Genomic DNA, 25,647 nt, shown 5'->3' with positions numbered 1-25,647 from the left:
TTAGCTGACCGGGATCATCACGACTTTTTGAAACGCCGGACGTTCGGTCAGTTGCTGATACCAATTCTCCAGATGTGGGCGCGGGGTCCAGCCCAGGCCAACGTTGAACAGGTTATAGATAAACGGCGCAACGGCGATATCGGCAGTGCCAAATTCAGCCCCGGAGAACCATGGCTGGTCCGCCAGCGCGTTATCCAGAATGGCAAACAGGTTATCGCACACCTGACTACCCGCCTCGATTGCCGCCATGTCGCGTTTCTCGGCAGGGGTTCTGACCAGGCCAAACAAGATAACCCGATGCGCAGGACTTAGCGTCTGGTTTGCCCAGTCCATCCATTTTTCACCGACGGCGCGCGCGGCCGGGGCGTCAATCCACAAACGCTTTTGTCCGTACTGAGCTGCCAGATAGCGGACAATGGTATTGGATTCCCACAGAACAACGTCCGTTTCATCATCACGTAGTAGCGGGACCAGTCCGTTCGGGTTGAGTGCCAGATAGTCGGCATCGCGGTTACCGCCATGCTGTCCGCCCGCCAGAATTTGGTTATACGGCAGTTCCAGTTCCTCGAGCGTCCACAATACTTTCTTTACGTTGGTCGAGTTATTGCGACCCCACAGTGTAATCATAGTAACCCCGCAAATTAATTGAGCAGCTTTATGGCTGCAGATGCCATCTGACTAGCCCACATGGTGGGGTAAACCTAATATTTACGCAACAAAGTCTAAAAAAATCGTGCCGGGAGCAGCGCAGCGCGGTGTTATTGCATAAACTTTAAAAACTTTACCAACTTACGGTTTCTTTAAGCTCGTTAGTGCGTTATTACTCACCGCACTTATTTTACACGTCATCCATCAGACCTTTTCTGCATGGGTTGGCCAGGGTCGCCTGGCCGGTTTTGTGTAAACACGGTGTGGTATGACGTGGTTTTTTGGAATGGATACTCGGGTGGCATTTATGACGCAATACTTCTCTTCACTTCGCAGCTTTGCTGCAGGTTCTGCACTCTTAATCCTTTTGGCGCCGAGCGTACAGGCGGCGGAGCAACCAACGGCCCCGCCGAGCGTCGACGCGCGCGCGTGGATCCTAATGGATTACGCCAGCGGTAAGGTTCTGGCGGAAGGTAATGCTGATGAGAAACTGGATCCTGCCAGTCTGACCAAGATCATGACCAGCTATGTAGTCGGTCAGGCGCTGAAGGCCGGGAAAATTAACCTCAACGACATGGTCACCGTGGGCAAAGACGCCTGGGCGACCGGTAATCCGGCCCTGCGCGGTTCGTCGGTTATGTTCCTCAAACCTGGCGATCAGGTTGCAGTGTCCGATCTGAACAAAGGCGTTATCATCCAGTCTGGTAACGATGCCTGTATCGCACTGGCTGATTACGTTGCCGGCAGCCAGGAATCCTTCATTGGTCTGATGAACGGCTACGCGAAAAAACTGGGGCTGACCAATACCACTTTCCAGACCGTGCATGGCCTGGATGCGGCAGGACAGTTCAGTACCGCACGTGATATGGCCCTGCTCGGGAAGGCGCTAATCCACGATGTACCGGAAGAGTACGCTATCCACAAAGAGAAAGAATTTACCTTTAATAAAATCCGCCAGCCGAACCGCAACCGTTTGTTGTGGAGCACCAACCTGAACGTGGACGGTATGAAAACCGGTACCACGGCCGGGGCGGGATACAACCTGGTCGCTTCCGCGACCCAGGGGGATATGCGCCTGATTTCCGTGGTGTTGGGGGCGAAAACCGACCGCATTCGTTTTAATGAGTCAGAAAAGCTGCTGACCTGGGGCTTCCGCTTCTTTGAAACCGTTACGCCGATTAAACCGGATGCCACTTTCGTGACGCAGCGCGTCTGGTTTGGCGATAAGAGTGAAGTTAATTTGGGTGCCGGAGAAGCGGGCTCGGTGACTATCCCGCGTGGTCAGCTCAAAAACCTGAAGGCCAGCTTTACCCTGACCGAACCACAGTTAACCGCGCCGCTGAAGAAAGGCCAGGTTGTGGGGACTATCGACTTCCAGTTGAACGGGAAATCCATCGAGCAGCGTCCACTGATGGTGATGGAGGCCGTGGAAGAGGGGGGATTCTTTAGTCGCATGTGGGACTTTGTGATGATGAAATTCCACCAGTGGTTTGGCGGCTGGTTCTCTTAAGCTTAGCGTTTGCCGGATGACGCTATCGCCATCCGGCAGTATCGCTTAATACATCAGTTTGATACGTTGCGCTTTCGCGTGCTCAACAAACGCCTCGTCAGGACGGCTATCGCTGACGATGGTATTAAAGCGTTTTACTTCACCCATCCGCGCAGGACGCACCTTACCAAATTTGCTGTGATCGACCACCAGCACGTGATGCTGCGCCATCGACATCGCCCAGTGTTTCACCGGTAGCTCTTCCAGGTTAAAACAGGTCGCGCCTTTCTCAATATGAACGCCAGCTGCGGAATAAAAAGCGATATCCGGGCACAGGTTGTTCAGCGTTTCCTGGAAATCAAGCGGTTTGAAAATTGCGTTGCTGGCATGGAATTCGCCACCACACAGAATGACGCGGCACTGCGGTTTTTCCTGTAGCACCAGAAACGTATTCAGCGAGTAGCAGATTGCGGTGAAAGGCAATTCATTGTCGATAGCCTCAATGATCCACGGCGTGGTGGTACCACAGTCGAAAAAGATAGTCTGGTGTGCCTGCACGAGGCTTGCCGCCATCTGGGCGGCACGGCGCTTTTCATCAACCAGTCGGGATTTTTGATCGCTGATTAAATAGTGATTGGCGCTGCGGGGTTCCAGAACAATATAGCCCCCGAGCAAGACGACGGGAGCATCGTGATTATTCAGGTCGCGACGAATGGTCATCTCAGATACGCCCAGCAGCGTCGCGGCTTCTTTGAGGTGTAATTTATCGCTGCGTTTCAGCGCCTGCAGTAATTGACCAATACGCTCGTCGCGTCGAGTTTCCATAGTTCCCCTGGAGAGTAGAATAAGTGCTCAGTATCGCGCTTAATACTACTCTTTTTACCGTGGGTTAGTCACGCACCCAGCCTTTACGGATGGGCAGAGCGAAGCAGGCGCGATAGCCATTTTGCAAGCCGAGGTACAGGGGCGTGCCAAACCGCTGCCAGATCATCTGGGCGCTCAGGCAGCCAATCAGTCCGGCGAGTAATCCTCCCAGCATATCCAGCGGCCAGTGTACGCCAAGGTAGACCCGCGACCAGGCAATCGCCACAGCAACGACCATCAGCAGAGCGCCCGTCCACAGGCGATGCCAGAACAGGAAAGCCAGTGCAAAGGTAAAGATAACCGTACCGTGATCGCTCGGGAAAGAGTCATCCGCCGCATGATGCAGGAAGTTGTAACCGATGTGGTTAACAAACGGACGATCGTGAGGGAACAGATGCCCCATCAGCCATGAAATCGTCAGACCGACGATCAGCGCAATCGCCATTTTTATAACTAACTGGCGCTGGAGAGTAACCTGGGCCCGCGGCCCCCAAAGCCAAAGCACAACGGCTAATAGCGGTACGATGTTAATCAGGTCTTTGGCAATAAAAATGGCAAGCGATATCATCCATTGCGCAGAGTCCGGCGTGGCATTGATGAGATAAAAAAGTGAGTTGTTCAGATTTTCCAGCATAACGTCCAGACTCAGTGTAATCGTTAAAAAGGCCCAAGAGGGGAGAGCATAAAATTGCTTTCACGGGATAAAAAGCGGTCTTGTCTTATTTGTCTGTTAAATGACTATTTTTCAGACAATTAATGAGACTTATTGAACATGATAGCGGCCTCAACTTAAATTAACCTTAACGCAAAATGTTCCTGAGCAAATGAGTGTAAAAATGTGCGCAATTTGCTTTCAAATCACATAATTCACTATCACCAGTACGGCGCATTTATTACACTTTGCGCGATTTTTCTATAGTTAAGAGACTGCATGCAGAACCGTTTATCTTCAGGCGCCCGTTTGGGGCGTCAGGCATTACTTTTCCCTCTCTGTCTGGTGCTTTACGAATTCTCTACTTATATCGGCAACGATATGATCCAGCCCGGAATGTTGGCGGTGGTGGAGCAATATAATGCCGGATTAGATTGGGTGCCCACATCCATGACCGCCTATCTGGCTGGCGGCATGTTTTTGCAGTGGTTATTAGGACCGCTGTCGGATCGAATTGGACGTCGCCCGGTGATGTTAACCGGCGTGCTCTGGTTCATTGTGACCTGCCTTGCAACCCTGCTTGCGCAGAATATTGAGCAATTTACCTTCCTGCGTTTTTTACAAGGGATAAGCCTGTGCTTTATTGGCGCGGTGGGTTACGCCGCAATTCAGGAATCCTTTGAAGAAGCGGTGTGCATAAAAATTACCGCGCTGATGGCAAACGTAGCGTTGATTGCGCCCCTGCTGGGGCCGTTGGTCGGCGCAGCCTGGGTACATGTTCTGCCGTGGGAAGGGATGTTTATCCTGTTTGCCGCCCTGGCCGCCATCTCTTTTTTTGGTCTGCAACGCGCGATGCCGGAGACGGCAACCCGGCTTGGTGAAAAGCTGTCGATTAAAGAGCTGGGCAAAGATTATAGGCTGGTGCTGAGGAACGTGCGCTTTGTTGCAGGCGCGCTGGCATTGGGTTTTGTCAGCCTGCCGTTACTGGCGTGGATTGCGCAGTCCCCGATTATTATCATCAGCGGTGAACATCTCAGCAGCTACGAATATGGCCTGTTGCAGGTGCCGATTTTTGGCGCGTTGATTGCCGGTAACCTGGTACTGGCGCGCCTGACCTCGCGAAAAACCGTACGTTCGCTGATTATCATGGGCGGCTGGCCAATCGCCGTCGGGCTGGTGATTGCCGCTGCGGCCACGGTGGTGTCATCCCATGCGTATCTATGGATGACGGCGGGTTTAAGCATCTATGCGTTTGGTATTGGCGTGGCGAATGCTGGACTGGTACGTCTCACGCTGTTTGCCAGTGAAATGAGTAAGGGCACGGTTTCTGCCGCAATGGGTATGTTGCAGATGCTGATTTTTACCGTCGGTATTGAGCTGAGTAAACACGCTTATCTGCTCGGAGGAAACGGCTTGTTCAGCCTGTTCAATCTGGCAAGCGGCGTACTGTGGGTGATTCTGATGGTTATCTTCCTGAAAGATAAACGGGTAGGGGATTCACGGGAAGGTTAAAGCCCGGTTGCCCGGGCCAGGCAAAAACTTAGTGGTGATCGTCAATCTGGTGTTCGATGATCATTCCTTCACCGACGCTTGCAACATGTCGCGCATAAGGATGTGCGCGATAGACAGGCGCCGGGGCAGGCGCCGGAGCAACATACACCGTTTGTGGCGCTGTGGTAACGCTGACCGCCTGCGGAACGCTGACGGAAGAGGGCACTACCACCACCTTATAACCGCTTGGTACATCAACGGTAACGCTTTGCGCAAATGTTGTCCCCGCAAAACCCAGTAACAATGTCGCTATCAGTACACTTTTCTTCATAATCCGCTCGTCTGAATATTCACTGGAGGTAATAATCCAGCGGGTTAATTTGAGGCGGATTATGAATAGATCATGCCATCATTTTGTTGCCGTCTGTGCTGAGGCGTTATTGCGTAAACGGTGCTTCATTCTTTAACACGCGGTCGATAATATCCAGCACGCCCTCTTCGTTGTTCGACCCTGCGCGATATTTTGCCGCCTGGATAACCGGCTCATGGGCGTTCGCCATTGCAAAACTAAATCCTGCCTGACGCAGCATCTCAATATCATTGCCGCCATCGCCAAACACAACAACCTCATCGTCGGTAATATTCCAGCGTTGTTGCAGCAGACGCAGACCGTTTGCCTTATGCACACCGGGTATAATTAAATCGATGCTGCCGTAGCCGGTATGTACCGGCACCATAATGTCGCCAATCGCCTCATGGAGGTCAGCCTGCACCAGGGGGATACGATCGTCTGAAATATTTAGCCCGAACTTGAAAAAAACGTCATTGAGGTTGTCAAAATTATCCACAAATTCAAGACGATGATAATACATGGCGGAGACCGTCTTATGCTCATCGCTGTACCGCTTCAGGGTATAGGCGCTATTTTTACCGCAGGCGATAATGTCGATGTCCGTACGGGTCAGCAGATGTTCCACGATGGCCTGGAAATCGTCTTTTGCCAGCTCACCGTTAAAGACATCTTCCCCTTCACTGACCACCCATCCGCCGTTTTCGGCGACAAATGAGATTTCACTGGCCAGTTCAGGGAAAAAGGAGATGAGCTGGTAATATTGGTTGCCGCTGGCGACCACAAAGCGGATCCCTTGTTCTTTCATCTGGCGGTATTGCGCCATAAAGCGCTCACGATTATAGGTTTTTTGGTCGCTTAAAAATGTGCCGTCCATGTCGACTGCAATCAGTTTGATACGCATTAGCTGTTCTCCATCACAGTGGTGTTTTTGAGATCTGGTTTTGCCACCGCTTTCGCGACGATGGCGGCGACAAGCACCAGCGCCAGCACCACCAGCATAGCGCTACGCAGGCCGTAGTGTTCACCCAGGTAGCCCAGCAGCGGTGGTCCAACCAGGAACGCCAGATAGCCGGTAGTGGCGACAACGCTGACGCGGGTTGGCGCATCGGGGCCGGTGTCGCTGGCAGCCGAAATGGTCAGTGGGAAGCCCAGTGATGCGCCGAGTCCCCACAGAATAACGGAAACACCCGCCACCCAAGTGCTGTCGACAAAAATAATCAGGCTAATCCCAAGAGCCCCCATAAGCGCACTGGCGCGTACTACCGCGACGCGGCTGTAGCGGTCGATGAACCAGCCGCCAGTAAATCGTCCAACGGTCATACCCAGCGTAAATCCGGCATAAATCAGCGAGCCTGATGTCGGGCTAAATCCATGTCCGTCCACCATCAGCAGCGGAAGCCAGTCGTTGGCGGAACCTTCAGCAAATGCCATTGCAAGCACCACGACGCCAATCAGCAATAGCTGAATATCGCGATAAAAAGGCAGTCCTTTTTCGCCAGAGTGAGACCCGTCAGCGGCATTTTTACCCGTGCCGTCAGGAATAGCTTTGATGGCGATGAAGATAGGGGTGATAGCCACCATCGCCGCCAGCAAGATATGCGCGGTCGCCGGTACGCTGAAGGCGGTAAGCATCATCCCGACTCCGGCACCCGCCAGCGTTCCCAGGCTGTAAAAACCGTGCATCATCGGCAGTACGGTTTTATTCATTTCGCGCTCAACAGCCGCACCTTCGACGTTGATGGCAACTTCTGCTGCGCCAAAGCTGGCGCCGAACACGCCCAGACCAAATGCGAAAAGCCATGCGGAATGCAGCCAGAGCGCCACGCTGAGGATTGCCATTCCGAGGACTGCGCAAGACATGGTGGTGTGGATCACTTTACGCGTGCCAAATCGTTTCACCAGCCAGGCCGAACAAAGAATGCCACTCATCGAACCAATTGAGAGTCCAAACAGCACCGCGCCCATTTCGGCGGTTGAGACGGAGAGGATATCTCTGATGGCAGGGGTACGCGTTGCCCAGGAGGCCATTAATAATCCTGGTAAAAAGAAGAACGTGAACAGTGCCCAGGTGCGACGTCTTAAGGCTTTGCGTGATGAGATGCCAGTCATGAATTCGAGCCGAATAAAAGAGGAAAGAAGACAACCTTAGCAAGGTTGTGTACATTTGTACACAAATGCAAGAAGAGGTAATGCAGTGCGACGTGCGAACGATCCGCAGCGGCGGGAAAAAATAGTTCAGGCGACTCTGGATGCGGTAATAGCCCATGGTATTCATGCGGTTACACATCGGAAGATTGCGACAATTGCTCAGGTGCCCTTGGGTTCTATGACCTATTACTTTTCGGGAATTGATGAGCTTTTAATGGAGGCGTTTGACCGTTTTACTGACAGGATGATGCTGCAGTATCAGGCTTTTTTTGCCGACGTTGCGGATGCGTCGCAGGCTTGCCATGCGATTACCGATATGATTTACAGCTCCCAGGTCACGACACCCGATAACATGGAACTCATGTATCAGCTGTATGCATTCGCCAGCCGTAAACCGGCATTAAAAACGGTGATGCAAAACTGGATGTTACGCAGCCAACAAACGCTGGAGCAGTGGTTTGCTCCGGTTACGGCGCGGGCGCTGGATGCGTTTATTGAAGGGATGACGCTGCATTTTGTCACGGACAAAAAACCGCTGCGGCGAGAAGATATCTTGCTGATGGTGGAGCGTATTGCGGGGTTGCCCGCGACGGTCAGCTGTGCGTAGCGCCGCCGGTAATATTCACCACCGTTGCGGTGATTGCTCCGGCATGGTCTGAAGCCAGAAAGGTCATTACCTCAGCGATTTGTGCAAGCGTAGGCAGACGCCCAAGCATGGTACTTTGCGCCGCACCAGCTAACCATTGTGCGACGGTAATACCCATTGACTGCGCTTTAGCGGTAAAAATTTCCCCGGTATAGGAACCGGCCTGAACGGCATCCACAATCGCATGCGAGCGCACGCCGACGACCCGAATATTCGCCGGCCCCAGTTCGCTGGCAAGCGCTTTAATAAAGGCCTCTGTTCCCGCACAGCCAACGATGTGTCCCAGATGTCCAGGCATCGCCATCGGGGCCGCGGGCGCAACAACGGTGAGAATGACGCCCGCACGATTGCCGCCCATGTGTGGCGTTACGGCTTTTGCGATATTGAACTGCGCCGAGAGGAAAGGGGTGATACCGCTCATAAACTCAGAAAGGGATAACGCCTCGATGCGTTTGCCCTGTTCATGCATAAAGCCGGTTGCGTTAACCACCACATCTATTCCACCGGTTTGCTGCGCAAGCTGAGTAACTTGTTTTGAGGTAACGTATTTGTCGAGTACATCGGTGACAAAGGTTTCGACGGCACCGCCCGCGGTTCGAATGCTACTGGCCGCCCAATCCAGCTTTTCCTGACTGCGCGCGCCCAGATACACATGAGCGCCTTCACGCGCCATAGCATGCGCAACTGCACTGCCTATAGCGCCGCTGCCACCGAAAATTACCGCGACTTTGCCTGCGAGTAACATAGCAACCACCTATTACCTTTAGCTCTGACTAAAAGTATGCGTCATAACCGGCATGCTGCAAATGTGAGAGAGTTTCGGGGGAGGGAGTCAGCGATCGCAAAATTCAGGCAACAAAAAACCATTTATGTAAATGGGTTAATTAAAACAGCGAGTTGCATAATAATCAATAAGTTAGTTTAGTGGTGAGATGTGACGACTACGGGGCATTGCCAACCGCTGCCGCCACTTTGTCTCGACTAACGTTTAACTAACTAATGTCATCAGAGTGCGCGTATTAAAATACCACAACACCTTTGACGGGAGCGCCTGCACCACGGATTTCGCCGCTTCCATAAGAGACGACTTTCCCGTTTTCAAAGGTAACGTAGTAATCACCTTTATCCCATCCCCAACCAGATGTTAACCGGTTGCTGTACTGGATTTGTTCGCTGTTACCTTTAACTGCATCACCATCAGGGGTTCCAAGCAAATCAATTACTTGTTGTTTTGTCATGCCAACCTGAACGTTGTGGATTTTTTCACCAGTAGTACAGCTTGCTAAAACTGCCACGGTAAAGCCGATCATCATTAATTTTTTGAAGTTCATTTCTCAGTCTCTATGGATTGTGAGCAGTAATTATTTACCAACCAATATTATGTGACATTGATCACGCTCTAGAGGACTCAATGATTCCATGAATAATTTTTAATGAGCAGGTACAGGATGAACACCCTATAAAACCGAAGCGGCGGAAGGGGTACAAACAGCAGATTAGCAATCATCAGCGCCAGCAGCTTGATTCTGAGTTGAGGTCTAGGGGATTTGATGCGAGTGATACCGAGGTGGATCTGCTTCTGCGTGGTGGCAGTATCCCGTCCGGGGCTGGGCTGCGTTTGTTCTACCGAAATTAGCGCCTGCAGGAAGATGATAAATGGCGGCAGTGGTACTAAGAGGGCTGGAATGAGGCTATCTATTAATCAAAGGGTTAGCTGGTTAAAAAACTATTTCAGCTTTAAATACACATGATGCGCTGTATATATAAACAGTGATATTGGGAGGGAGTTGTGAACGATTTGTTCATGGAGTCACTTGCACAGCAGCGGATAGAACTTATGACCCTTCTGGTCGCCAGCTCAGATTGTAGCGATGACGACTAGGAGGTGGCGATCTCCTGGCTGTCGGAGTTGACGAGTGATCTGGTTACCAGGCTAAATGAGTACGGAGTAAGGCAAGATGAAAGCACGCATTAGTGATTTTGCACCGTGGGAATCTCCCTCCCATACAGCATACGGCGACTTGATAACGCAGTGCATGCCTATGGTGCATGTATTCGCATGATCCAAAAAGGATCACAATGGGTCGTGGTCGCCAGAGCTGGCGCGCTTTCCGGCACGTCAGCACCTGCATGAAAACCACTACACAAAACGGGTAGGCGTGGCGGGGATACGAGCGCGCGCTGACTCTTGTAAGTATATGAAGCTAATGCAATGATATCCGAAGTTGAAATCATTGGAGGATGAAAATGATAGGGCAATGGTGCGGGAATTATACTGGTACAAATAATGGGTTTGCGATTCTAAATATTGAAGAAGAGAAAGGTCTTCTTTGTGGTGCTTTATATTTAAATGATAATTTGAATGGAACTCCAGGATTGGTATGTTGGATCTTAATTAATAAGGATCTTCAAACACAAACAATTAACCAGACTCAGCTTTACCCTATTAACCCAATGACATTTCTAGCTGAAGAAGATAAGGACCATTTTCTTTATGGATATAATAAACTATATCCTGACTATCGTTTTCCAGAAGAACTAATCATTGAGTTGAGCTTTGTTGACCAATCGCTTAATATTAAAGTGAAGTCTAATATCGGTAATGATATTGAGGCTAACTTGGAGAATAAGATCTCCGCGTGCGACTCTAAACTAAATGCTACTCGTATGTCGTGGGATGAATTTAAAGTGTACTCATCTGGTGTTGACTACCGTCAAGTAGTTTTTCGTGGACAGGCGGATATTTGGCCATTACGTACATCATTCCATAGAAATAAAAGATTTGATGTTATTAAATATGTACTGAAAGACATACCATTGCTTTATGGAAGATCTATTGGGTTAACATCTCATTTATTTGATTTGAAGAATGAAATGGAGAATGGTGCATTTTACAGCTTGCTTCAGCATCATGGTTACCCCACACCACTATTAGATTGGTCATATTCACCTTTTGTTGCGGCTTTTTTTGCATTTAAAAACATCGAAGCTGGCGTTGTAAGTAGTGGTAATTCAGAGAGAATGGTAAGGATATTTGTTTTTGATATTGTGAAGTGGAGATTTAGCTATGCCCAGTATAAAAATATTACTGATTGTAGGCTCCATGTATCTGTTGGTGAATTCCTTCCTATTAACAATGCGCGAGCCTTGCCCCAGCAAGCACTAACAACATATACGAACGTTTATGATATCGAAGGTTTTATTTATGAACATGGGGTTAAATCAGATTTTGAATTTCTAAAGGCAATTGACATACCAGTTTCCGATTATTATAAAGCAATGAATGATCTTTCGTTGATGGGGGTGACTGCTTCTACATTATTCCCGGGCATTGATGGTATGTGCGAAGAAATGAAAAGGTTAAACTTCCCTCATGTCTAGATTTTTTCTGGCTGATTAGTATGGAGATAAGGCAGCACATATAGCGGCATGTACTGCTTTTTATAAAAGTTATAATTGATAAGCTTAAAAGTTCAAAATTTTTTCGCCTAACCATTCATTTATTTCGCAAATACGTCTTTGCATTGGTAATAATTCATTGCGCACAAATACATTCGCCGCTTTCTCCACATCCCCAAAACCTCCAACATTACTCGGCATTATTCCCATCATTTGCGGCGGTACACGATGCGCCGCCATCATGTCATCACGGCTGACGTTCTTGATGTTCAGAAACTCATCCTTAGCCGCCACTTCTGACAGCGGGATAATCTGAATACCGTCTTTCTTCCCATTGGGCGAATACATAAACAAGTTGCGAAAGTTACCCGGTCCTTTGGCGCTTTTCATGGCCTGGCGGATATTGTTCACGTCCTCCTGGTTCTGCGCCGCGTCGGTCATGTACATGATAAAACCCGCATGACTGCCTTGATGTAATACTTGCGGCGGAATAGCGTGGTGGACTTGTTGAGCAGGGCGGAAGGGATGGCGAAAAGATATTCCGGCAGGCCGTAAATATCCTGGTTTAAATCCGGTTCCATTAGATTAAAGATGCTGCCTTTTGTGAACTCATACGGCTGTGTTGTCATGCTGTATTGCACAAACCAGTAGGTATCCAGATCCACGCCGCAGCGTGTATATTCCGCCTGCGATGGCACTAGTGACAGAATACCACCGAGCCGGTTGGTGCGTTTCTCCAGATAGGCGTTACCAAACACCAGATAGTCCTGCACGAACCGGCTGAATGCCCGCTGACTCAGCAGCGGGTGCGGGACAGCGGCTTTGAGCCGTGCCGGGTAACAGTCCGCAGTAAGAAGGGGCGTATCAAAAGCCAGATGTTTGCGAAGCTACGCACGGCGAAATACCTGAATATTGTAGCCAGTGCCGACTCTGCCAGCGTGCAGTTTGAGGGCAAGGTGCAGCGCATTGCCCGTGTTCACCACTACGGCCTGCGTGATCGTGTAAGCAGGAAGGAACCGGAGGTGCGCTATGCTGAGCGCCGCCTACCGAGCATTAATGGTGAGTCTTACTTTCTAACTCTTGATATATTGCATAGATTCCTTCTGTCTTGAATTCACCATTTGCCCAATGAATTGCACTTTTTTGTTCAGTTAGAATATATTTCCTGACTTTTTTAGAATAATGAATGGTCAACATAAAACCTAAAGAAAACCATAGTAGAATAAATATAGTCATTGGGGCAAAGGAATAGATAAAGAATTTGTCTTTAACGAACTTCTTGACTGATTTATCAATATAAACATTCCCTTCATCAGTGGTTAGTATTTTACAAAGAATTTCTTTATGTTCGATTGTTAATGATTTGTACTTCTCTGAACTAGCAGGGGATGACTGTTCGCAATCATCCTTTGATATTTCCCAGTCAGGAGTGGTTAATATTGTAGCCGAAGTTGCCAGTTTTTTTGACATGTAAAATGATTCACCGGACTTGATCCAATGAAGCAGTGTGCTATTTGGTGGGGTTCTAATGGTTTGGATGAAAACTGGACCAAAAATATAAATCGCATACAAAAAAAGAAGTGAAAAGAGAACCGCGATTGATTTTTCAGCCCATGTGATAGTAGGTAGCCTTTTTAATGATATTCGTATAAGGAAAAAATTTAAAATAAACGCAGGTATTCCTGATTTTTTCAAAATTACATCATGAGATTTTCTATATTTGAATAGTGCTCTTATAACTATCGTCACCAAAGTTATAGCAGCTCCAACAATAGAAATCCATGCGGCAAGTGCTGCTGCTGGGGAGTTTAAAAATTCAGCATTAAAGATATTAGAACTTATTGGATTCATAACACTCATTCATCTACCTGTTGGTTGTTTTTTATCCTTTAATCAATTTGTACCATCGATACCACAATTTGCAAGAAGTTATAAACAAGTTTTCAGCTGTCATCATATATCTATGAACGCACAACTTACTGAAATAATGCGCCTTATCACCAACCTGATCCGCACCGGCACTGTGACCGAAGTGGACCGGGAAAAGTGGCTGTGTCGGGTGAAAGTGGGCGAGCTTGAAACCAACTGGATTAACTGGCTGACGCTGCGCGCCGGTGGTGCCCGTATATGGTGGTGTCCGTCGCCGGATGAGCTGGTGGTGGTGCTGAGCATGGGCGGCAATCTGGAAAACGCATTTGTGCTGCCCGCTATCTACTCCAATCAGTTTCCGCCGCCGTTGGATTCCGTGGACGGCTGCGTGACGGAGTACCCGGACGGGGGCTGGTTTGAGTATGAACCCGCCACCGGACGATGGCATGGCCGGGGTATCAAATCCATGGTGATCTAAGCGGCGGAAAATATCACCCTTAAAACCGGTGAGTTTGTGGTGGAGGCTGATACCACGCGCATTAACAGCGAGATAGTGATCAATGGTGGTGTCACTCTGGGCGGTAGCGCGATGAGTTCCAATGGGATCGTAGTTGATGACCATGAGCATACTGGTGTTCTGAAAGGCGGCGCGAACACGGGAGGTCCGGTATGACGTTGTATATCGGTATGAGCAGGAACGACGGGCAGGCTATCGCAGATACAGACTATCTGCGCCAGTCCGTGCGGGATATTCTGCTGACGCCGCAGGGCAGCCGTCTTGCCCGCCGGGAATATGGTTCCGTGCTGTCTGCCTTGATTGACCAGCCGCAGAATCCGGCACTGCGCCTGCAGATTATGTCTGTGGTCTATGTGGCTCTGAACCGCTGGGAACCGCGCCTTACGCTGGACTCCATCACCATCAACGGCAATTTTGATGGCTCTATGGTGGTTGAACTTACCTGATACAGCAATAACGGCGCGCCGGTTTCCCTTTCCGTATCAACAGGAGGCTTTTATGCACACGTTAGCGCAGTCGGTTATCACCATCACGCGCAAAGCCGGTGACGGTCATCGGTTCACCCTTGCTGATCGTGGTGCCTATACCGGTGTTATTGCCAGCTGGTTGCATACGCGTGAAGCCGGGAAAAAAGAGACAACCAGTGTTAAGCGTCGTTGAAAGAAAACCACCACACCCAAAGAGCCGGAAGCAAAACAGGGAGATTATCTGGTGGGAACGGATGAAAACGTGCTGGTTCTTAATCGTACCTATGCCAACCGGAGCAATGCAGCGCGCTCAGCAAAAATGCAGTGGGAACGCCTGCAGCGCGGGGTTGCTTCATTTTCCCTGCAGCTCGCTGAGGGGCAGGCTGATCTCTATACGGAAATGCCGGTGAAGGTGACGGGGTTTAAGCAGCCGATCGATGATGCAGAATGGACCATTACCACCTTGACGCATTCTGTCAGCGCGGATAATGGATTTACGACCAGCATGGAGCTTGAAGTGAAAATAGATGAGTTCGCAATGGAAAGATTAGTTCCAAATTGCGAACAATGATGCATCATTATTGCGAGCTGGTTAATAATGAGGGCTGATTATTATGATGAATTGTCCTATGTGCGGGCAGGCTGCACATACCCGAAGCAGCTTCCAGGTTTCCAATGAAACCAAAGAACGCTACAACCAGTGCACTAACATCGAATGCGGGCATACTTTCGTGACCCATGAAACTTTTGTGCACTCAGTATGCCGACCGCAAAAAATCAGCGCAGCACCGCCTCATCCAAAAGGTATGCAGGAACAATTTGCTTACTAATACTGACCCGCCGCTGGCGGGTTTTTTACGTCTGGTGCCGCCATAACAAAAGCGCTGTCGCCATTTTGTCGCCACACATGAAAAAGAAGTTATCTAAGTGGTTGATTGGAAGGGGGATGAATTTCAGGCAACAAAAAACCCATCAACCTTGAACCAAAACGGCGGGGTTGATGGGCTCCACAAATTGGGGACATCAAAGAAAAGCAGTGGCAATAGTTATGACTGACGTCTTGAAGAAAAGTTCTGCTTACCTGCAAAAAATTTTCGTTTAAGAGTAAATTTCAGCGCTAACCAAGCCCAGGCCAGACAATGACGATGAGTGTCCCCGCTAATGTCAGCAGTACGTTGGCAATTGCGTAGGTCCCGGCATAGCCTAATGCGGGGATGTTGCTGCGTGCCGTATCGCTGATGATTTCCATTGCCGGAGCGCAGGTACGCGCGCCCATCATGGCGCCAAAAAGCAGGGCGCGGTTCATGCGCAATACGTAAGCACCGAATAAGAAACAGATGACAACCGGCACCAGGCTGACAACCAGGCCGGCAATCAGCATTTGACCACCCACGGCGCCAAGGCCATTGCCAATGCCGCTGCCCGCGCTTAAACCGACGCCTGCCATAAATACCATCAGGCCAAACTCTTTGACCATGTTCAGCGCCCCCTGTGGGATATAGCCAAACGTTGGATGGTTGGCACGCAGGAAGCCCAGCATGATCCCAGCGAACAGCAGTCCAGCCGCATTCCCGATGCCGAAGCTGAAATTACTGAACTGGAAGGTGATCATCCCGATCATCAGACCGATGATAAAGAAGGCGCAGAAGGCCAGCAGATCGGTCACCTGACTGTGAATGGAAATGAAGCCGATACGATCGGCAATGGTTTTGACGCGGCGAGCATCCCCACTGACCTGCAGCACGTCGCCTTTATTAAGCACGACGTTATCATCGATAGGCATTTCAATCTGGCTACGGATCACGCGGTTGAGAAAACAGCCGTGATCGGTCAGCTTCAACTGGGCCAGGCGGCGGCCAACGGCATTGTGGTTTTTCACCACAATCTCTTCAGTGACGATGCGCATATCGAGCAGATCGCGATCGAACACCTCTTTACCATTACGGAAGCTGGGATCGAGGCGGGCATGCGCATCCGGATAACCCACCAGGGCTATCTCATCGCCCATTTGGAGTACCGCGTCGCCATCCGGGTTGGCCAGGATGCCGTTGCGACGGATGCGTTCAATGTAACAACCGGTCTGGCGATAGATACCCAGCTCGCGCAGATTTTTGCCATCGGCCCATGCCACCAGTTCCGGGCCAACGCGATAGGCACGAATTACCGGCAGATAAACCTTACGGTTGGCATCAGTGTCCAGACCCCGTTCACGTGCGATTTGTTGGGCGCTGGTTTGCAGATCCTGATGCTGAAGTTTCGGCAGGTAGCGCGCGCCAACAATCAGACTGACCAAACCAATCAAATAGGTGAGCGCATAACCGAGGCTCAGGTTATCGAGGGCGGTTGAAAGCGATGTCCCCGACATTCCGGAATGGCGCAAGGTGTCACCCGCGCCGACCAGCACCGGCGTTGAGGTCATCGAGCCGGCCAGCATACCTGCCGTCAGGCCGATGTCCCAGCCAAATAGCTTACCCAGCCCCAGGGCGATCAGCATGGCGCTGCCGACCATCACCAGAGCAAGCATTAGATAATTTTTCCCATCGCGAAAAAAAATCGAAAAAAAGTTGGGACCGGCTTCGACGCCGACACAAAAAATAAACAGCATAAAGCCGAGATTTAATGCATCGGTGTTAATACTAAAGTGCTGTTGACCTAATAATAGGGACACCACTAAAACGCCAATGGAATTACCGAGTTGGACTGAACCCAGACGTAATTTACCCAGACACAGGCCCAGTGCCAGGACCACAAATAATAACAGGATGTAATTCCCATTTAACAAATCTGCGACGTTTATATTCACGGAGACTAACTTCTTGTTTACTAGTAAGCTATTGAAAGAAATGGCAATTTACGCTAATGTTTTTGCCAGAAATTAAGGGGCGACAGCTTCGTACACAGCCCCGAATAATGCAGCATAACAATATATGCGGTTAGTTTAATCTCATTACGTATCAACGGCTATAAGAATCGTGTGAGTGTGTTTTTGGCATGGAATGCCTGGTTACTTTATCTGACTGGACGCCTGCGGGCGAAAAGAGTGTTCGATAGAGAATGTGTCAGGAGGAACAATTGAAACATAAGCAAAGTTGGGCGGGTGCGGTCTGCTGCTTTGTGCTCTTTATTGTGGTGTGTCTTTCATTAACGCTGAACGTGAAAGGGGCATTCAGAGCGGCAGGGCATCCTGAGGTCGGATTGTTGTTTTTTATCCTGCCTGGTGCTGCAGCAAGCTTTTTCTCCCATCGTCGGGAGGTGCTCAAACCCCTTCTTGGTGCCATGTTGGCGGCGCCGTGCTGTCTGTTATTGATGCGGTTCGTTTTTATGCCGACGCGTTCATTGTGGCAAGAGCTGGCGTGGTTGTTTAGTGCGGTGTTTTGGTGCGCGCTTGGCGCATTGTGTTTTTTGTTTATCAGCAACTTGTTCAATCAGCATCATCGACGGAAAAAGAACTGAAGACGCCCTCCAGCGGAGGGCGTAGAAACGGCTATCAGGCGAACAGATTCATGTTCTCTTTTGCCCACGCTTCAAAATCCGTGCAGCCGCCGATGTGTTTTTGATCAACAAAAATTTGCGGAACGGTTTCAACTGGCTTACCTACCGTCTTTTCCAGATCGGCTTTCGTAATACCTTCGGCATGGATATCAATGTAGCGGAAGTTAAAATCGTCATGCTCATTGCTTAATTTTTCTGCTAATTCTTTTGCGCGCACGCAATACGGGCACCCTGGGCGACCAAAAATAACGGCAAACATCTCTCTCTCCTCGAACTTATCAGGCCGGATGGCAATACTTGTTATGATGCCGCGATTTGTGACGGATGAAAAGCAGGTTCAGCCTGTTGCTTTGATATCCTCAAGCTATAACTGTTAAACACGACAAGCCGGAACGTTTTATAATGAAAGCCATTTCGCCGGGAGGCCGCTTATGCGCGCAATTGGTGCATTACCCAAAAGCGTATTGATGCTGGAAATAATCGGGATGGTTTTGTTATCGCTGGCGCTGCTATCGCTTAACGATTACCTCACTTTACCCGCACCGCTTGGCAGTCCGTTAGCCTGCGTGGTGATGATATTTCTGGGTGTGCTGCTGATGCTTCCCGCCGCGGTGGTATTAACGTGGCGTATTGCTCAACTGGTTGCGCCGCAGCTGATGTCACGAACCCCCAGTGATTCTTCACGTTCAGACAGAGAAAAAAGAGATGACGCCAACTATTGATTTACTTCGTAGCCACCGTTCCATTCGCCATTTCACCGATGATGCCATTTCGGATGCGCAGCGGGAGGCGATTATTGCCGCCGCTCAGGGGACCTCAAGCTCCAGTTTTTTACAATGCACAACCATCGTTCGCATAACGGATAACGCCTTGCGTGAATCACTGGCTATTTTATCCGGCGGACAAAAACATGTAGCGCAGGCTGCCGAGTTCTGGGTGTTTTGCGCTGACTTTAATCGCCATTTGCAGATTTGCCCTGACGCGCAACTCGGGCTGGCGGAACAGCTGCTACTGGGCGTTGTTGATACCGCGATGATGGCGCAAAATGCACTGACGGCGGCAGAGTCTTTGGGACTTGGCGGCGTGTTTATTGGCGGTCTGCGAAATAATATTGAGCCGGTCACTGAACTTCTGAAGCTTCCGCAACATGTTCTGCCGTTGTTTGGGCTATGCATCGGCTGGCCTGCTGATAACCCGGATATCAAGCCGCGACTGCCAGCGTCGCTTGTGGTGCACGAAAATCAGTATCAGCCACTCAACAAAGACGTTTTGTCGCAATATGATGAGCAGCTCGCGCAGTACTATCTGACCCGCGGGAGCAATACGCGCCGTGACACCTGGAGCGACCATATTCGCCGCACCATCATTAAAGAAAGTCGTCCCTTTATCCTGGAATATTTGCATAAACAGGGATGGGCTACGCGCTAAAGATTTTAACGCAGTGTATGATACGCCAGCTTTTACCAGGTCATTCAGAGAGGTGCAGGGTGAAAATTGCCATTTTGTCCCGGGACGGAACGCTCTATTCTTGTAAGCGCCTGCGTGAAGCGGCGATGCAGCGTGGTCACCTGGTTGAAATTATCGATCCCCTTTCTTGCTATATGAACATCAGCCCGGCGGCGTCCTCTATTCATTACAAGGGCCGCCAGCTTCCTCATTTCGATGCAGTGATCCCAAGGATTGGTTCAGCGATTACCTTTTACGGTACCGCGGCGTTGCGCCAGTTTGAGATGCTGGGTAGCTATCCGCTGAATGAGTCGGTAGCGATTACGCGTGCGCGCGATAAGCTGCGTTCGCTGCAGCTGCTGGCGCGTCAGGGAATCGATTTACCCATCACCGGGATTGCTCACTCTCCGGACGATACCAGCGACATGATTGACATGGTTGGCGGCGCGCCGCTGGTGGTGAAACTGGTTGAAGGTACGCAGGGGATCGGCGTGGTACTGGCGGAAACGCGCCAGGCTGCAGAAAGCGTGGTGGATGCCTTTCGTGGGTTGAATGCCCATATTCTGGTTCAGGAATATATCAAAGAAGCGAAAGGGCGAGATATTCGCTGTTTCGTGGTGGGTGACGAGGTGGTGGCCGCCATTGAGCGCCGGGCCAAAGAAGGTGATTTTCGTTCTAATCTCCATCGCGGTGGGGTTGCCACTATTGCGAATATCACGCCGCGCGAAAGGGAAATTGCGCTCAAAGCCGCTCAGACAATGGGTCTGGACGTTGCTGGCGTTGATATTCTGCGTGCTGAACGTGGGCCGCTGGTCATGGAGGTCAACGCTTCTCCTGGCCTGGAAGGGGTGGAGAAAACCACCGGAATAGACATTGCCGGCAAGATGATCCAGTGGATTGAGCGTCACGCTACGCCTGAATTTTGCCTTAAAATCGGCGGCTAAGCACAATATCGATTGCGATCGTAGTATGACACGCTCTTTTTGCGTAAGCTGTGCCGGTATTTTTTTCATCAATAGAGGTCGCACATTATTATGACATCACTGGTCGTTCCCACTCTGGATACGTTGCGTCAATGGCTCGACGACCTGGGCATGAGTTTTTTTGAATGCGATACCTGTCAGGCGCTGCATTTGCCGCACATGCAGAATTTTGACGGCATCTTTGATGCAAAAGTTGATTTGGTCGATAACGTCATTCTGTTTTCCGCGATGGCAGAAGTCAGACCTTCTGCACTACTGCCGCTGGCCGCCGATCTGTCTGCGATTAACGCCAGTTCACTGACGGTGAAAGCCTTTCTGGATATGCAGGATGATAATCTGCCAAAGCTGGTGGTCTGCCAGTCTTTATCCGTTATCCCGGGCGTGACGTTTGAGCAGTTCGAATATTTTGTTCGCCAGAGTGAAGAGCAAATATCGATGGTGATCCTCGAGGCCGGTGCGCATCAGCTGTTATTTAACGCTGAAGAAGATGCGCAAAACAGCAACGCCGAAGTTCATTTCCTCCATTAATTCTTCCTGAATCTGGACATATATTGCGCAGCCGCTGCCAAAGCGGTTGCGTATTGCCTGTTTTTATTCTGCATTTAACCGTTCATTAAAGAATTATTCACCTCCATTCAGCGCCTTCCACTGTATGTCATAGACAATTCATGCATAAAAAATTGATAAAAGACGTTTTTTAATCTGGGCTATATCCACAAATCCTGGCTAAAGTTATTCTTGCGAAGCTTATCAACGTCATCATTCAAACAGCCCCTTGTGGCCTGACCTGTGGCCACAATGCATATTGAATGCATGGGCGGATAACAGCGCGCAATAGCGGCGTGAGGAGAGGCCTCTCTTTTCATGGGTGCCGCTTGAAAGAATATGCACGTTTCTTGCATATCATTAGAGTGTGACATTTTTGTTCGTTTGTTAACGAACTTTCAGAAGGAAAGAGATTATGACCGCCTTAAATAAACGATGGTTACCAGGCCTGGTTGCGGGTGCTCTGATGGCCATCTCTGCTGGCACGCTCGCTGCTGAACAAAAAACGCTGCATATTTATAACTGGTCTGATTATATTGCCCCGGATACGGTGGCTAATTTTGAAAAAGAGACCGGAATTAAAGTTATCTATGACGTATTTGATTCCAATGAAGTGCTGGAAGGTAAGCTCATGGCTGGCAGTACCGGCTTTGACCTTGTCGTTCCATCCGCCAGTTTCCTTGAGCGTCAACTGACCGCGGGCGTCTTCCAGCCGCTGGATAAGAGCAAATTGCCTGGCTGGAAAAACCTCGATCCTGAATTGCTGAAGCTGGTGGGTAAACACGATCCGGACAACAAGTTTGCGATGCCGTATATGTGGGCAACAACCGGTATTGGCTATAACGTGGATAAAGTGAAAGCGGTACTGGGGCCGGATGCGCCGGTTAATAGCTGGGATCTGATCCTCAAGCCAGAAAATCTGGAAAAACTCAAAAGCTGCGGCGTCTCTTTCCTCGATGCGCCCGAAGAAGTGTTTGCCACCGTGCTGAATTATTTGGGTAAAGATCCAAACAGTACCAAAGCGGATGATTACACCGGACCGGCAACCGATCTGCTGTTGAAACTGCGCCCAAATATTCGCTACTTCCACTCCTCGCAGTACATTAACGACCTGGCAAACGGTGATACCTGCGTGGCGATTGGCTGGGCCGGGGATGTATGGCAGGCGGCAAACCGGGCGAAAGAAGCGAAAAATGGCGTCAATATTTCCTTCTCAATTCCTAAGGAAGGTGCGATGGCCTTCTTTGATGTGTTCGCGATGCCAGCCGATGCGAAAAACAAAGACGAAGCCTACCAGTTCCTCAACTACCTGCTGCGCCCTGATGTAATTGCGCATATTTCTGACCACGTGTTCTATGCCAATGCCAACAAAGAAGCGACAGCACTGGTCAGCCAGGACGTTCGCGACAACCCGGGCATTTATCCGCCTGCCGATGTCCGCGCCAAGCTGTTCACGCTGAAAGTACAGGATCCGAAGATCGACCGTGTACGTACTCGCGCCTGGACGAAGGTAAAAAGCGGGAAATAACCCGATGTACGGGACGTGACCCGGCAGGATTTACGCCTGCCGGGCAGTGTTGATCCCGGACACATATAACCCGGCAATACGCACCACTGTGGTGCGTTATTTGCACCGTTTCTTTGTTTTATGCCGGAGAGCGCCTAATTGAATGATGCAACCCCACGCCCACAAGCGAAAATCCGCAAGGCGCTGACCCCGCTGCTTGAAATTCGCAACCTGACCAAGTCCTTTGACGGTCAGCACGCCGTTGATGACGTCAATCTTACTATCTATAAAGGCGAAATATTTGCTCTGCTCGGGGCGTCCGGCTGCGGTAAATCGACCCTGTTGCGGATGCTGGCGGGATTTGAACAGCCAACAACCGGGCAAATTATGCTTGATGGCGTCGATTTAGCGCATGTCCCGCCTTATCTGCGTCCGATTAATATGATGTTTCAGTCCTATGCACTGTTTCCGCACATGACGGTAGAGCAGAACATTGCCTTTGGCCTCAAGCAGGACAAGCTGCCAAAGGCTGAAATCGCCAGCCGGGTGAGTGAGATGCTGGGACTCGTGCATATGCAGGAGTTCGCCAAACGTAAGCCGCATCAGCTTTCTGGCGGTCAGCGTCAGCGCGTGGCGTTGGCGCGTAGCCTGGCGAAACGCCCGAAGCTGCTGCTGCTGGATGAGCCGATGGGGGCGCTGGATAAAAAGCTCCGTGACCGCATGCAACTGGAAGTGGTGGATATCCTTGAACGTGTCGGCGTGACCTGCGTGATGGTGACGCACGATCAGGAAGAAGCCATGACGATGGCGGGCCGCATTGCGATCATGAACCGTGGAAAATTTGTCCAGATCGGCGAGCCTGAAGAGATCTACGAGCATCCGACTACGCGTTACAGTGCAGAATTTATCGGTTCGGTTAACGTCTTTGAGGGGCTGCTGAAAGAACGTCAGGAAGATGGTCTGGTTATTGAGTCTCCAGGACTGGTACATCCGCTGAAAGTGGACGCAGACGCTTCCGTTGTCGATAACGTCCCGGTGTATGTTGCGCTGCGCCCGGAAAAAATCATGCTCTGCGAAGCCCCTCCGCCAGAGGGATATAACTTCGCGGTAGGCGAAGTGGTGCACATTGCCTATCTGGGTGATTTGTCGGTGTACCACGTACGCTTGAAAAGTGGCCAGATGCTGAGCGCTCAGTTACAAAATGAACATCGTTATCGCAAGGGATTACCAACCTGGGGTGACGAAGTCCGTTTATGTTGGGATGCGGACAGCTGTGTGGTGTTGACGGTTTAAGGAGCGAAGATGAGTACACTTGAACCTCGGGCGCGCGTGGATAACGTGGGGCGTTTCACGCTGTTTATGTCGCGGCTGCAAATGAAGCACGGGCGCAAGCTGGTCATCGCGCTGCCGTATGTGTGGCTGATGCTCCTGTTTCTGCTGCCGTTTCTGATCGTCTTCAAAATCAGTTTGGCTGAAATGGCGCGGGCTATTCCGCCGTATACCGACCTCATTTCATGGGCTGACGATCAGTTATCCATCACCCTCAATTTAGGCAATTTCCTGCAACTGACGGACGATCCGCTCTATTTTGATGCGTACCTGCAATCTTTGCAGGTAGCGGGGATTTCGACTGTCTGTTGCCTGCTATTGGGATATCCGCTGGCATGGGCGGTCGCGCACAGCAAACCCTCGACACGCAATATTCTGTTGCTGCTGGTGATCCTGCCGTCCTGGACGTCATTTTTGATTCGCGTATACGCCTGGATGGGGATCCTGAAAAATAACGGTGTCCTGAACAACGTTCTGATGTGGCTGGGCGTTATCGACCAACCGTTGACGATTCTGCACACCAATCTGGCGGTCTATATCGGTATTGTTTACGCCTATTTGCCCTTTATGGTGCTGCCGATTTATACCGCGCTGACGCGTATTGATTACTCGCTGGTGGAAGCGGCACTGGATTTAGGCGCCCGACCGTTAAAAACCTTCTTTAGCGTGATCGTGCCGTTGACCAAGGGCGGGATTATTGCCGGGTCAATGCTGGTGTTTATCCCGGCGGTTGGGGAGTTTGTGATCCCGGAACTGCTGGGCGGCCCGGACAGCATCATGATTGGGCGTGTGCTTTGGCAGGAGTTTTTCAATAACCGTGACTGGCCGGTGGCTTCTGCCGTCGCCATTATTATGCTGCTGTTACTGATTGTGCCGATCATGTGGTTTCATAAATATCAGCAAAAAAGCGTGGGGGAACACGGATGAATAACTTACCGATCGTTCGCTCGCCGTGGCGTATTTTTATCCTGGTACTGGGTTTTACCTTCCTGTACGCGCCGATGCTGATGTTGGTTATCTATTCGTTTAACAGCTCCAAGCTGGTGACGGTCTGGGCGGGGTGGTCAACGCGTTGGTATGGTGAGCTTTTCCACGATAGCGCGATGATAAGCGCCGTGGGCATGAGCTTAACGATTGCCGCCTGTGCTGCGACGATGGCGGCAATTCTCGGTACCATCGCCGCCGTGGTGATGGTGCGCTTTGGTCGTTTTCGTGGATCAAATGGTTTCGCCTTTATGATTACCGCACCGCTGGTGATGCCGGATGTCATTACCGGTTTGTCGCTGCTGCTGCTGTTTGTGGCTTTGGCGCACGCCATCGGCTGGCCAGCGGATCGCGGTATGTTGACCATCTGGCTGGCGCACGTCACATTCTGTACAGCGTACGTGGCGGTAGTGATTTCCTCGCGTTTACGCGAACTGGATCACTCCATTGAGGAAGCGGCGATGGATCTTGGTGCCACGCCGCTGAAGGTTTTTTTCGTCATCACGCTGCCGATGATTATGCCGGCGGTGATCTCAGGGTGGTTACTGGCCTTTACGCTGTCGCTCGATGATCTGGTCATTGCCAGTTTTGTCTCTGGTCCTGGTGCCACAACGTTACCCATGCTGGTGTTCTCCAGCGTACGTATGGGGGTCAATCCGGAGATCAACGCGCTGGCGACGTTGATACTTGGCGTGGTAGGAATTATCGGATTTATCGCGTGGTATCTGATGGCGCGAACAGAAAAACAACGGATTCGCGATATCCAACGTGCAAGACGCGGCTGAAAAAACTAAAATCTGCCAACCTGTCTATACGGC

The 25,647-nt window shown here is 50.4% G+C and carries 26 protein-coding genes and 4 pseudogenes; 18 read left to right on the top strand and 12 right to left on the bottom strand.

Annotation, left to right across the window (positions count from 1 at the left end):
• Positions 1–627 (bottom strand): glutathione S-transferase family protein, encoded by a 627-nt coding sequence (locus HV237_RS15910; RefSeq protein WP_047359407.1) that lies wholly within the window; start codon positions 625–627, stop codon positions 1–3.
• 328 nt (positions 628–955) lie between these two features.
• On the opposite strand from HV237_RS15910, the gene dacC reads away from it, so the two are divergent.
• On the top strand, positions 956–2,158 hold the full coding sequence (gene dacC, locus HV237_RS15905) for a serine-type D-Ala-D-Ala carboxypeptidase (RefSeq protein WP_016156089.1): 1,203 nt from the start codon (positions 956–958) through the stop codon (positions 2,156–2,158).
• A gap of 45 nt (positions 2,159–2,203) precedes the next feature.
• On the opposite strand, the gene deoR is transcribed toward dacC, so the two are convergent.
• Positions 2,204–2,962 carry a DNA-binding transcriptional repressor DeoR gene (gene deoR / locus HV237_RS15900; protein ID WP_016156090.1) on the bottom strand — a complete coding sequence of 253 codons (759 nt, stop codon included), beginning with the start codon at positions 2,960–2,962 and terminating at the stop codon, positions 2,204–2,206.
• A 64-nt stretch (positions 2,963–3,026) separates the two neighbouring features.
• Entirely contained in the window at positions 3,027–3,635 is a 609-nt protein-coding gene (gene ybjG / locus HV237_RS15895; protein WP_016156091.1) for an undecaprenyl-diphosphate phosphatase, read from the bottom strand.
• A 297-nt stretch (positions 3,636–3,932) separates the two neighbouring features.
• On the opposite strand from ybjG, the gene HV237_RS15890 reads away from it, so the two are divergent.
• Positions 3,933–5,165, top strand: coding sequence for an MFS transporter (locus tag HV237_RS15890; RefSeq protein ID WP_016156092.1), 1,233 nt, complete (start codon positions 3,933–3,935; stop codon positions 5,163–5,165).
• Positions 5,166–5,193: 28 nt separating this feature from the next.
• Here the strand turns inward: HV237_RS15890 and HV237_RS15885 are convergent, their stop codons facing one another.
• From HV237_RS15885 to HV237_RS15875, 3 genes are all read right to left on the bottom strand, one after another.
• Positions 5,194–5,475: a hypothetical protein gene (locus tag HV237_RS15885; RefSeq protein WP_019076373.1), complete on the bottom strand. Its 282-nt coding sequence runs from the start codon at positions 5,473–5,475 to the stop codon at positions 5,194–5,196.
• 106 nt (positions 5,476–5,581) lie between these two features.
• The gene (locus HV237_RS15880; protein ID WP_047359406.1) at positions 5,582–6,397 is read right to left on the bottom strand and encodes a Cof-type HAD-IIB family hydrolase; all 816 of its coding nucleotides are present in this window, start codon (positions 6,395–6,397) and stop codon (positions 5,582–5,584) included.
• Positions 6,397–7,605 (bottom strand): MFS transporter, encoded by a 1,209-nt coding sequence (locus tag HV237_RS15875; RefSeq protein ID WP_047359405.1) that lies wholly within the window; start codon positions 7,603–7,605, stop codon positions 6,397–6,399. Before HV237_RS15875 ends, HV237_RS15880 begins: the two co-directional genes overlap by 1 nt.
• Before the next feature lie 85 nt (positions 7,606–7,690).
• On the opposite strand from HV237_RS15875, the gene HV237_RS15870 reads away from it, so the two are divergent.
• Positions 7,691–8,251 (top strand): TetR/AcrR family transcriptional regulator, encoded by a 561-nt coding sequence (locus HV237_RS15870; RefSeq protein WP_029139468.1) that lies wholly within the window; start codon positions 7,691–7,693, stop codon positions 8,249–8,251.
• On the opposite strand, the gene HV237_RS15865 is transcribed toward HV237_RS15870, so the two are convergent.
• Both HV237_RS15865 and bamE read right to left on the bottom strand, forming a co-directional pair.
• Positions 8,238–9,035, bottom strand: coding sequence for an SDR family oxidoreductase (locus tag HV237_RS15865; RefSeq protein WP_047359404.1), 798 nt, complete (start codon positions 9,033–9,035; stop codon positions 8,238–8,240). The two genes, HV237_RS15870 and HV237_RS15865, sit on opposite strands and share 14 nt — an antisense overlap.
• A gap of 274 nt (positions 9,036–9,309) precedes the next feature.
• The gene (gene bamE / locus HV237_RS15860) at positions 9,310–9,621 is read right to left on the bottom strand and encodes an outer membrane protein assembly factor BamE (protein WP_052951303.1); all 312 of its coding nucleotides are present in this window, start codon (positions 9,619–9,621) and stop codon (positions 9,310–9,312) included.
• Between the two features lie 916 nt (positions 9,622–10,537).
• Between bamE and HV237_RS15855 the strand changes: the two genes are divergently transcribed.
• A complete protein-coding gene (locus HV237_RS15855) occupies positions 10,538–11,671 on the top strand; it encodes an FRG domain-containing protein (protein ID WP_047359403.1) in 1,134 nt (377 codons plus the stop codon).
• Between the two features lie 84 nt (positions 11,672–11,755).
• On the opposite strand, the pseudogene HV237_RS15850 reads toward HV237_RS15855, so the two are convergent.
• Positions 11,756–12,504, bottom strand: a pseudogene (locus HV237_RS15850) (phage portal protein); the annotation flags it as partial.
• Here HV237_RS15850 and HV237_RS15845 point away from each other — a divergent pair.
• Positions 12,451–12,801, top strand: a complete 351-nt coding sequence (locus tag HV237_RS15845) for a phage virion morphogenesis protein (RefSeq protein WP_074422875.1) — start codon at positions 12,451–12,453, stop codon at positions 12,799–12,801. The pseudogene HV237_RS15850 and the gene HV237_RS15845 sit on opposite strands and share 54 nt — an antisense overlap.
• Here the strand turns inward: HV237_RS15845 and HV237_RS15840 are convergent.
• Positions 12,743–13,549, bottom strand: a complete 807-nt coding sequence (locus HV237_RS15840) for a DUF6216 family protein (RefSeq protein WP_047359402.1) — start codon at positions 13,547–13,549, stop codon at positions 12,743–12,745. The two genes, HV237_RS15845 and HV237_RS15840, sit on opposite strands and share 59 nt — an antisense overlap.
• Before the next feature lie 103 nt (positions 13,550–13,652).
• Between HV237_RS15840 and HV237_RS15835 the strand changes: the two are divergent.
• From HV237_RS15835 to HV237_RS15820, 4 genes and pseudogenes are all read left to right on the top strand, one after another.
• A pseudogene (locus tag HV237_RS15835) lies at positions 13,653–14,231 on the top strand (phage baseplate assembly protein V).
• Positions 14,228–14,518: pseudogene (locus HV237_RS15830) on the top strand (GPW/gp25 family protein); the annotation flags it as partial. The pseudogenes HV237_RS15835 and HV237_RS15830, both read left to right, overlap by 4 nt.
• Before the next feature lie 76 nt (positions 14,519–14,594).
• Positions 14,595–15,113: pseudogene (locus tag HV237_RS15825) on the top strand (phage late control D family protein); the annotation flags it as partial.
• A 43-nt stretch (positions 15,114–15,156) separates the two neighbouring features.
• Positions 15,157–15,372 carry an ogr/Delta-like zinc finger family protein gene (locus HV237_RS15820; RefSeq protein WP_047359400.1) on the top strand — a complete coding sequence of 72 codons (216 nt, stop codon included), beginning with the start codon at positions 15,157–15,159 and terminating at the stop codon, positions 15,370–15,372.
• A 287-nt stretch (positions 15,373–15,659) separates the two neighbouring features.
• On the opposite strand, the gene HV237_RS15815 is transcribed toward HV237_RS15820, so the two are convergent.
• A complete protein-coding gene (locus tag HV237_RS15815; protein WP_016152406.1) occupies positions 15,660–17,345 on the bottom strand; it encodes an aspartate:alanine antiporter in 1,686 nt (561 codons plus the stop codon).
• 269 nt (positions 17,346–17,614) lie between these two features.
• On the opposite strand from HV237_RS15815, the gene HV237_RS15810 reads away from it, so the two are divergent.
• Entirely contained in the window at positions 17,615–17,995 is a 381-nt protein-coding gene (locus HV237_RS15810; RefSeq protein ID WP_016152407.1) for an inner membrane protein YbjM, read from the top strand.
• A gap of 34 nt (positions 17,996–18,029) precedes the next feature.
• Here the strand turns inward: HV237_RS15810 and HV237_RS15805 are convergent, their stop codons facing one another.
• Positions 18,030–18,293: a GrxA family glutaredoxin gene (locus HV237_RS15805; protein ID WP_016152408.1), complete on the bottom strand. Its 264-nt coding sequence runs from the start codon at positions 18,291–18,293 to the stop codon at positions 18,030–18,032.
• Positions 18,294–18,465: 172 nt separating this feature from the next.
• Here HV237_RS15805 and HV237_RS15800 point away from each other — a divergent pair, with 172 nt between their 5' ends.
• The 8 genes from HV237_RS15800 to potI all read left to right on the top strand — a co-directional run bounded on the left by HV237_RS15800 (position 18,466) and on the right by potI (position 25,614).
• Complete coding sequence (locus tag HV237_RS15800) at positions 18,466–18,756, top strand: YbjC family protein (RefSeq protein ID WP_047359399.1); 291 nt, start codon at positions 18,466–18,468, stop codon at positions 18,754–18,756.
• Complete coding sequence (gene nfsA, locus HV237_RS15795) at positions 18,740–19,462, top strand: nitroreductase NfsA (protein WP_047359398.1); 723 nt, start codon at positions 18,740–18,742, stop codon at positions 19,460–19,462. Before HV237_RS15800 ends, nfsA begins: the two co-directional genes overlap by 17 nt.
• A 59-nt stretch (positions 19,463–19,521) precedes the next feature.
• Positions 19,522–20,424, top strand: coding sequence for a 30S ribosomal protein S6--L-glutamate ligase (gene rimK, locus HV237_RS15790; RefSeq protein ID WP_016152412.1), 903 nt, complete (start codon positions 19,522–19,524; stop codon positions 20,422–20,424).
• A gap of 90 nt (positions 20,425–20,514) precedes the next feature.
• The gene (locus HV237_RS15785) at positions 20,515–20,991 is read left to right on the top strand and encodes a YbjN domain-containing protein (RefSeq protein ID WP_016152413.1); all 477 of its coding nucleotides are present in this window, start codon (positions 20,515–20,517) and stop codon (positions 20,989–20,991) included.
• Between the two features lie 433 nt (positions 20,992–21,424).
• Positions 21,425–22,537 (top strand): spermidine/putrescine ABC transporter substrate-binding protein PotF, encoded by a 1,113-nt coding sequence (gene potF / locus HV237_RS15780; RefSeq protein ID WP_016152414.1) that lies wholly within the window; start codon positions 21,425–21,427, stop codon positions 22,535–22,537.
• Between the two features lie 138 nt (positions 22,538–22,675).
• The gene (gene potG, locus HV237_RS15775; protein WP_016152415.1) at positions 22,676–23,809 is read left to right on the top strand and encodes a putrescine ABC transporter ATP-binding subunit PotG; all 1,134 of its coding nucleotides are present in this window, start codon (positions 22,676–22,678) and stop codon (positions 23,807–23,809) included.
• A gap of 9 nt (positions 23,810–23,818) precedes the next feature.
• Entirely contained in the window at positions 23,819–24,772 is a 954-nt protein-coding gene (gene potH, locus HV237_RS15770) for a putrescine ABC transporter permease PotH (RefSeq protein WP_047359397.1), read from the top strand.
• The gene (gene potI / locus HV237_RS15765; protein ID WP_047359396.1) at positions 24,769–25,614 is read left to right on the top strand and encodes a putrescine ABC transporter permease PotI; all 846 of its coding nucleotides are present in this window, start codon (positions 24,769–24,771) and stop codon (positions 25,612–25,614) included. Before potH ends, potI begins: the two co-directional genes overlap by 4 nt.
• Positions 25,615–25,647: the final 33 nt, after the last annotated feature.

Source organism: Citrobacter sp. RHBSTW-00570, assembly GCF_013739755.1.
GTDB classification, from domain to species: domain Bacteria; phylum Pseudomonadota; class Gammaproteobacteria; order Enterobacterales; family Enterobacteriaceae; genus Citrobacter; species Citrobacter braakii.
This window is presented reverse-complemented; position numbering and strand designations above follow the sequence as displayed.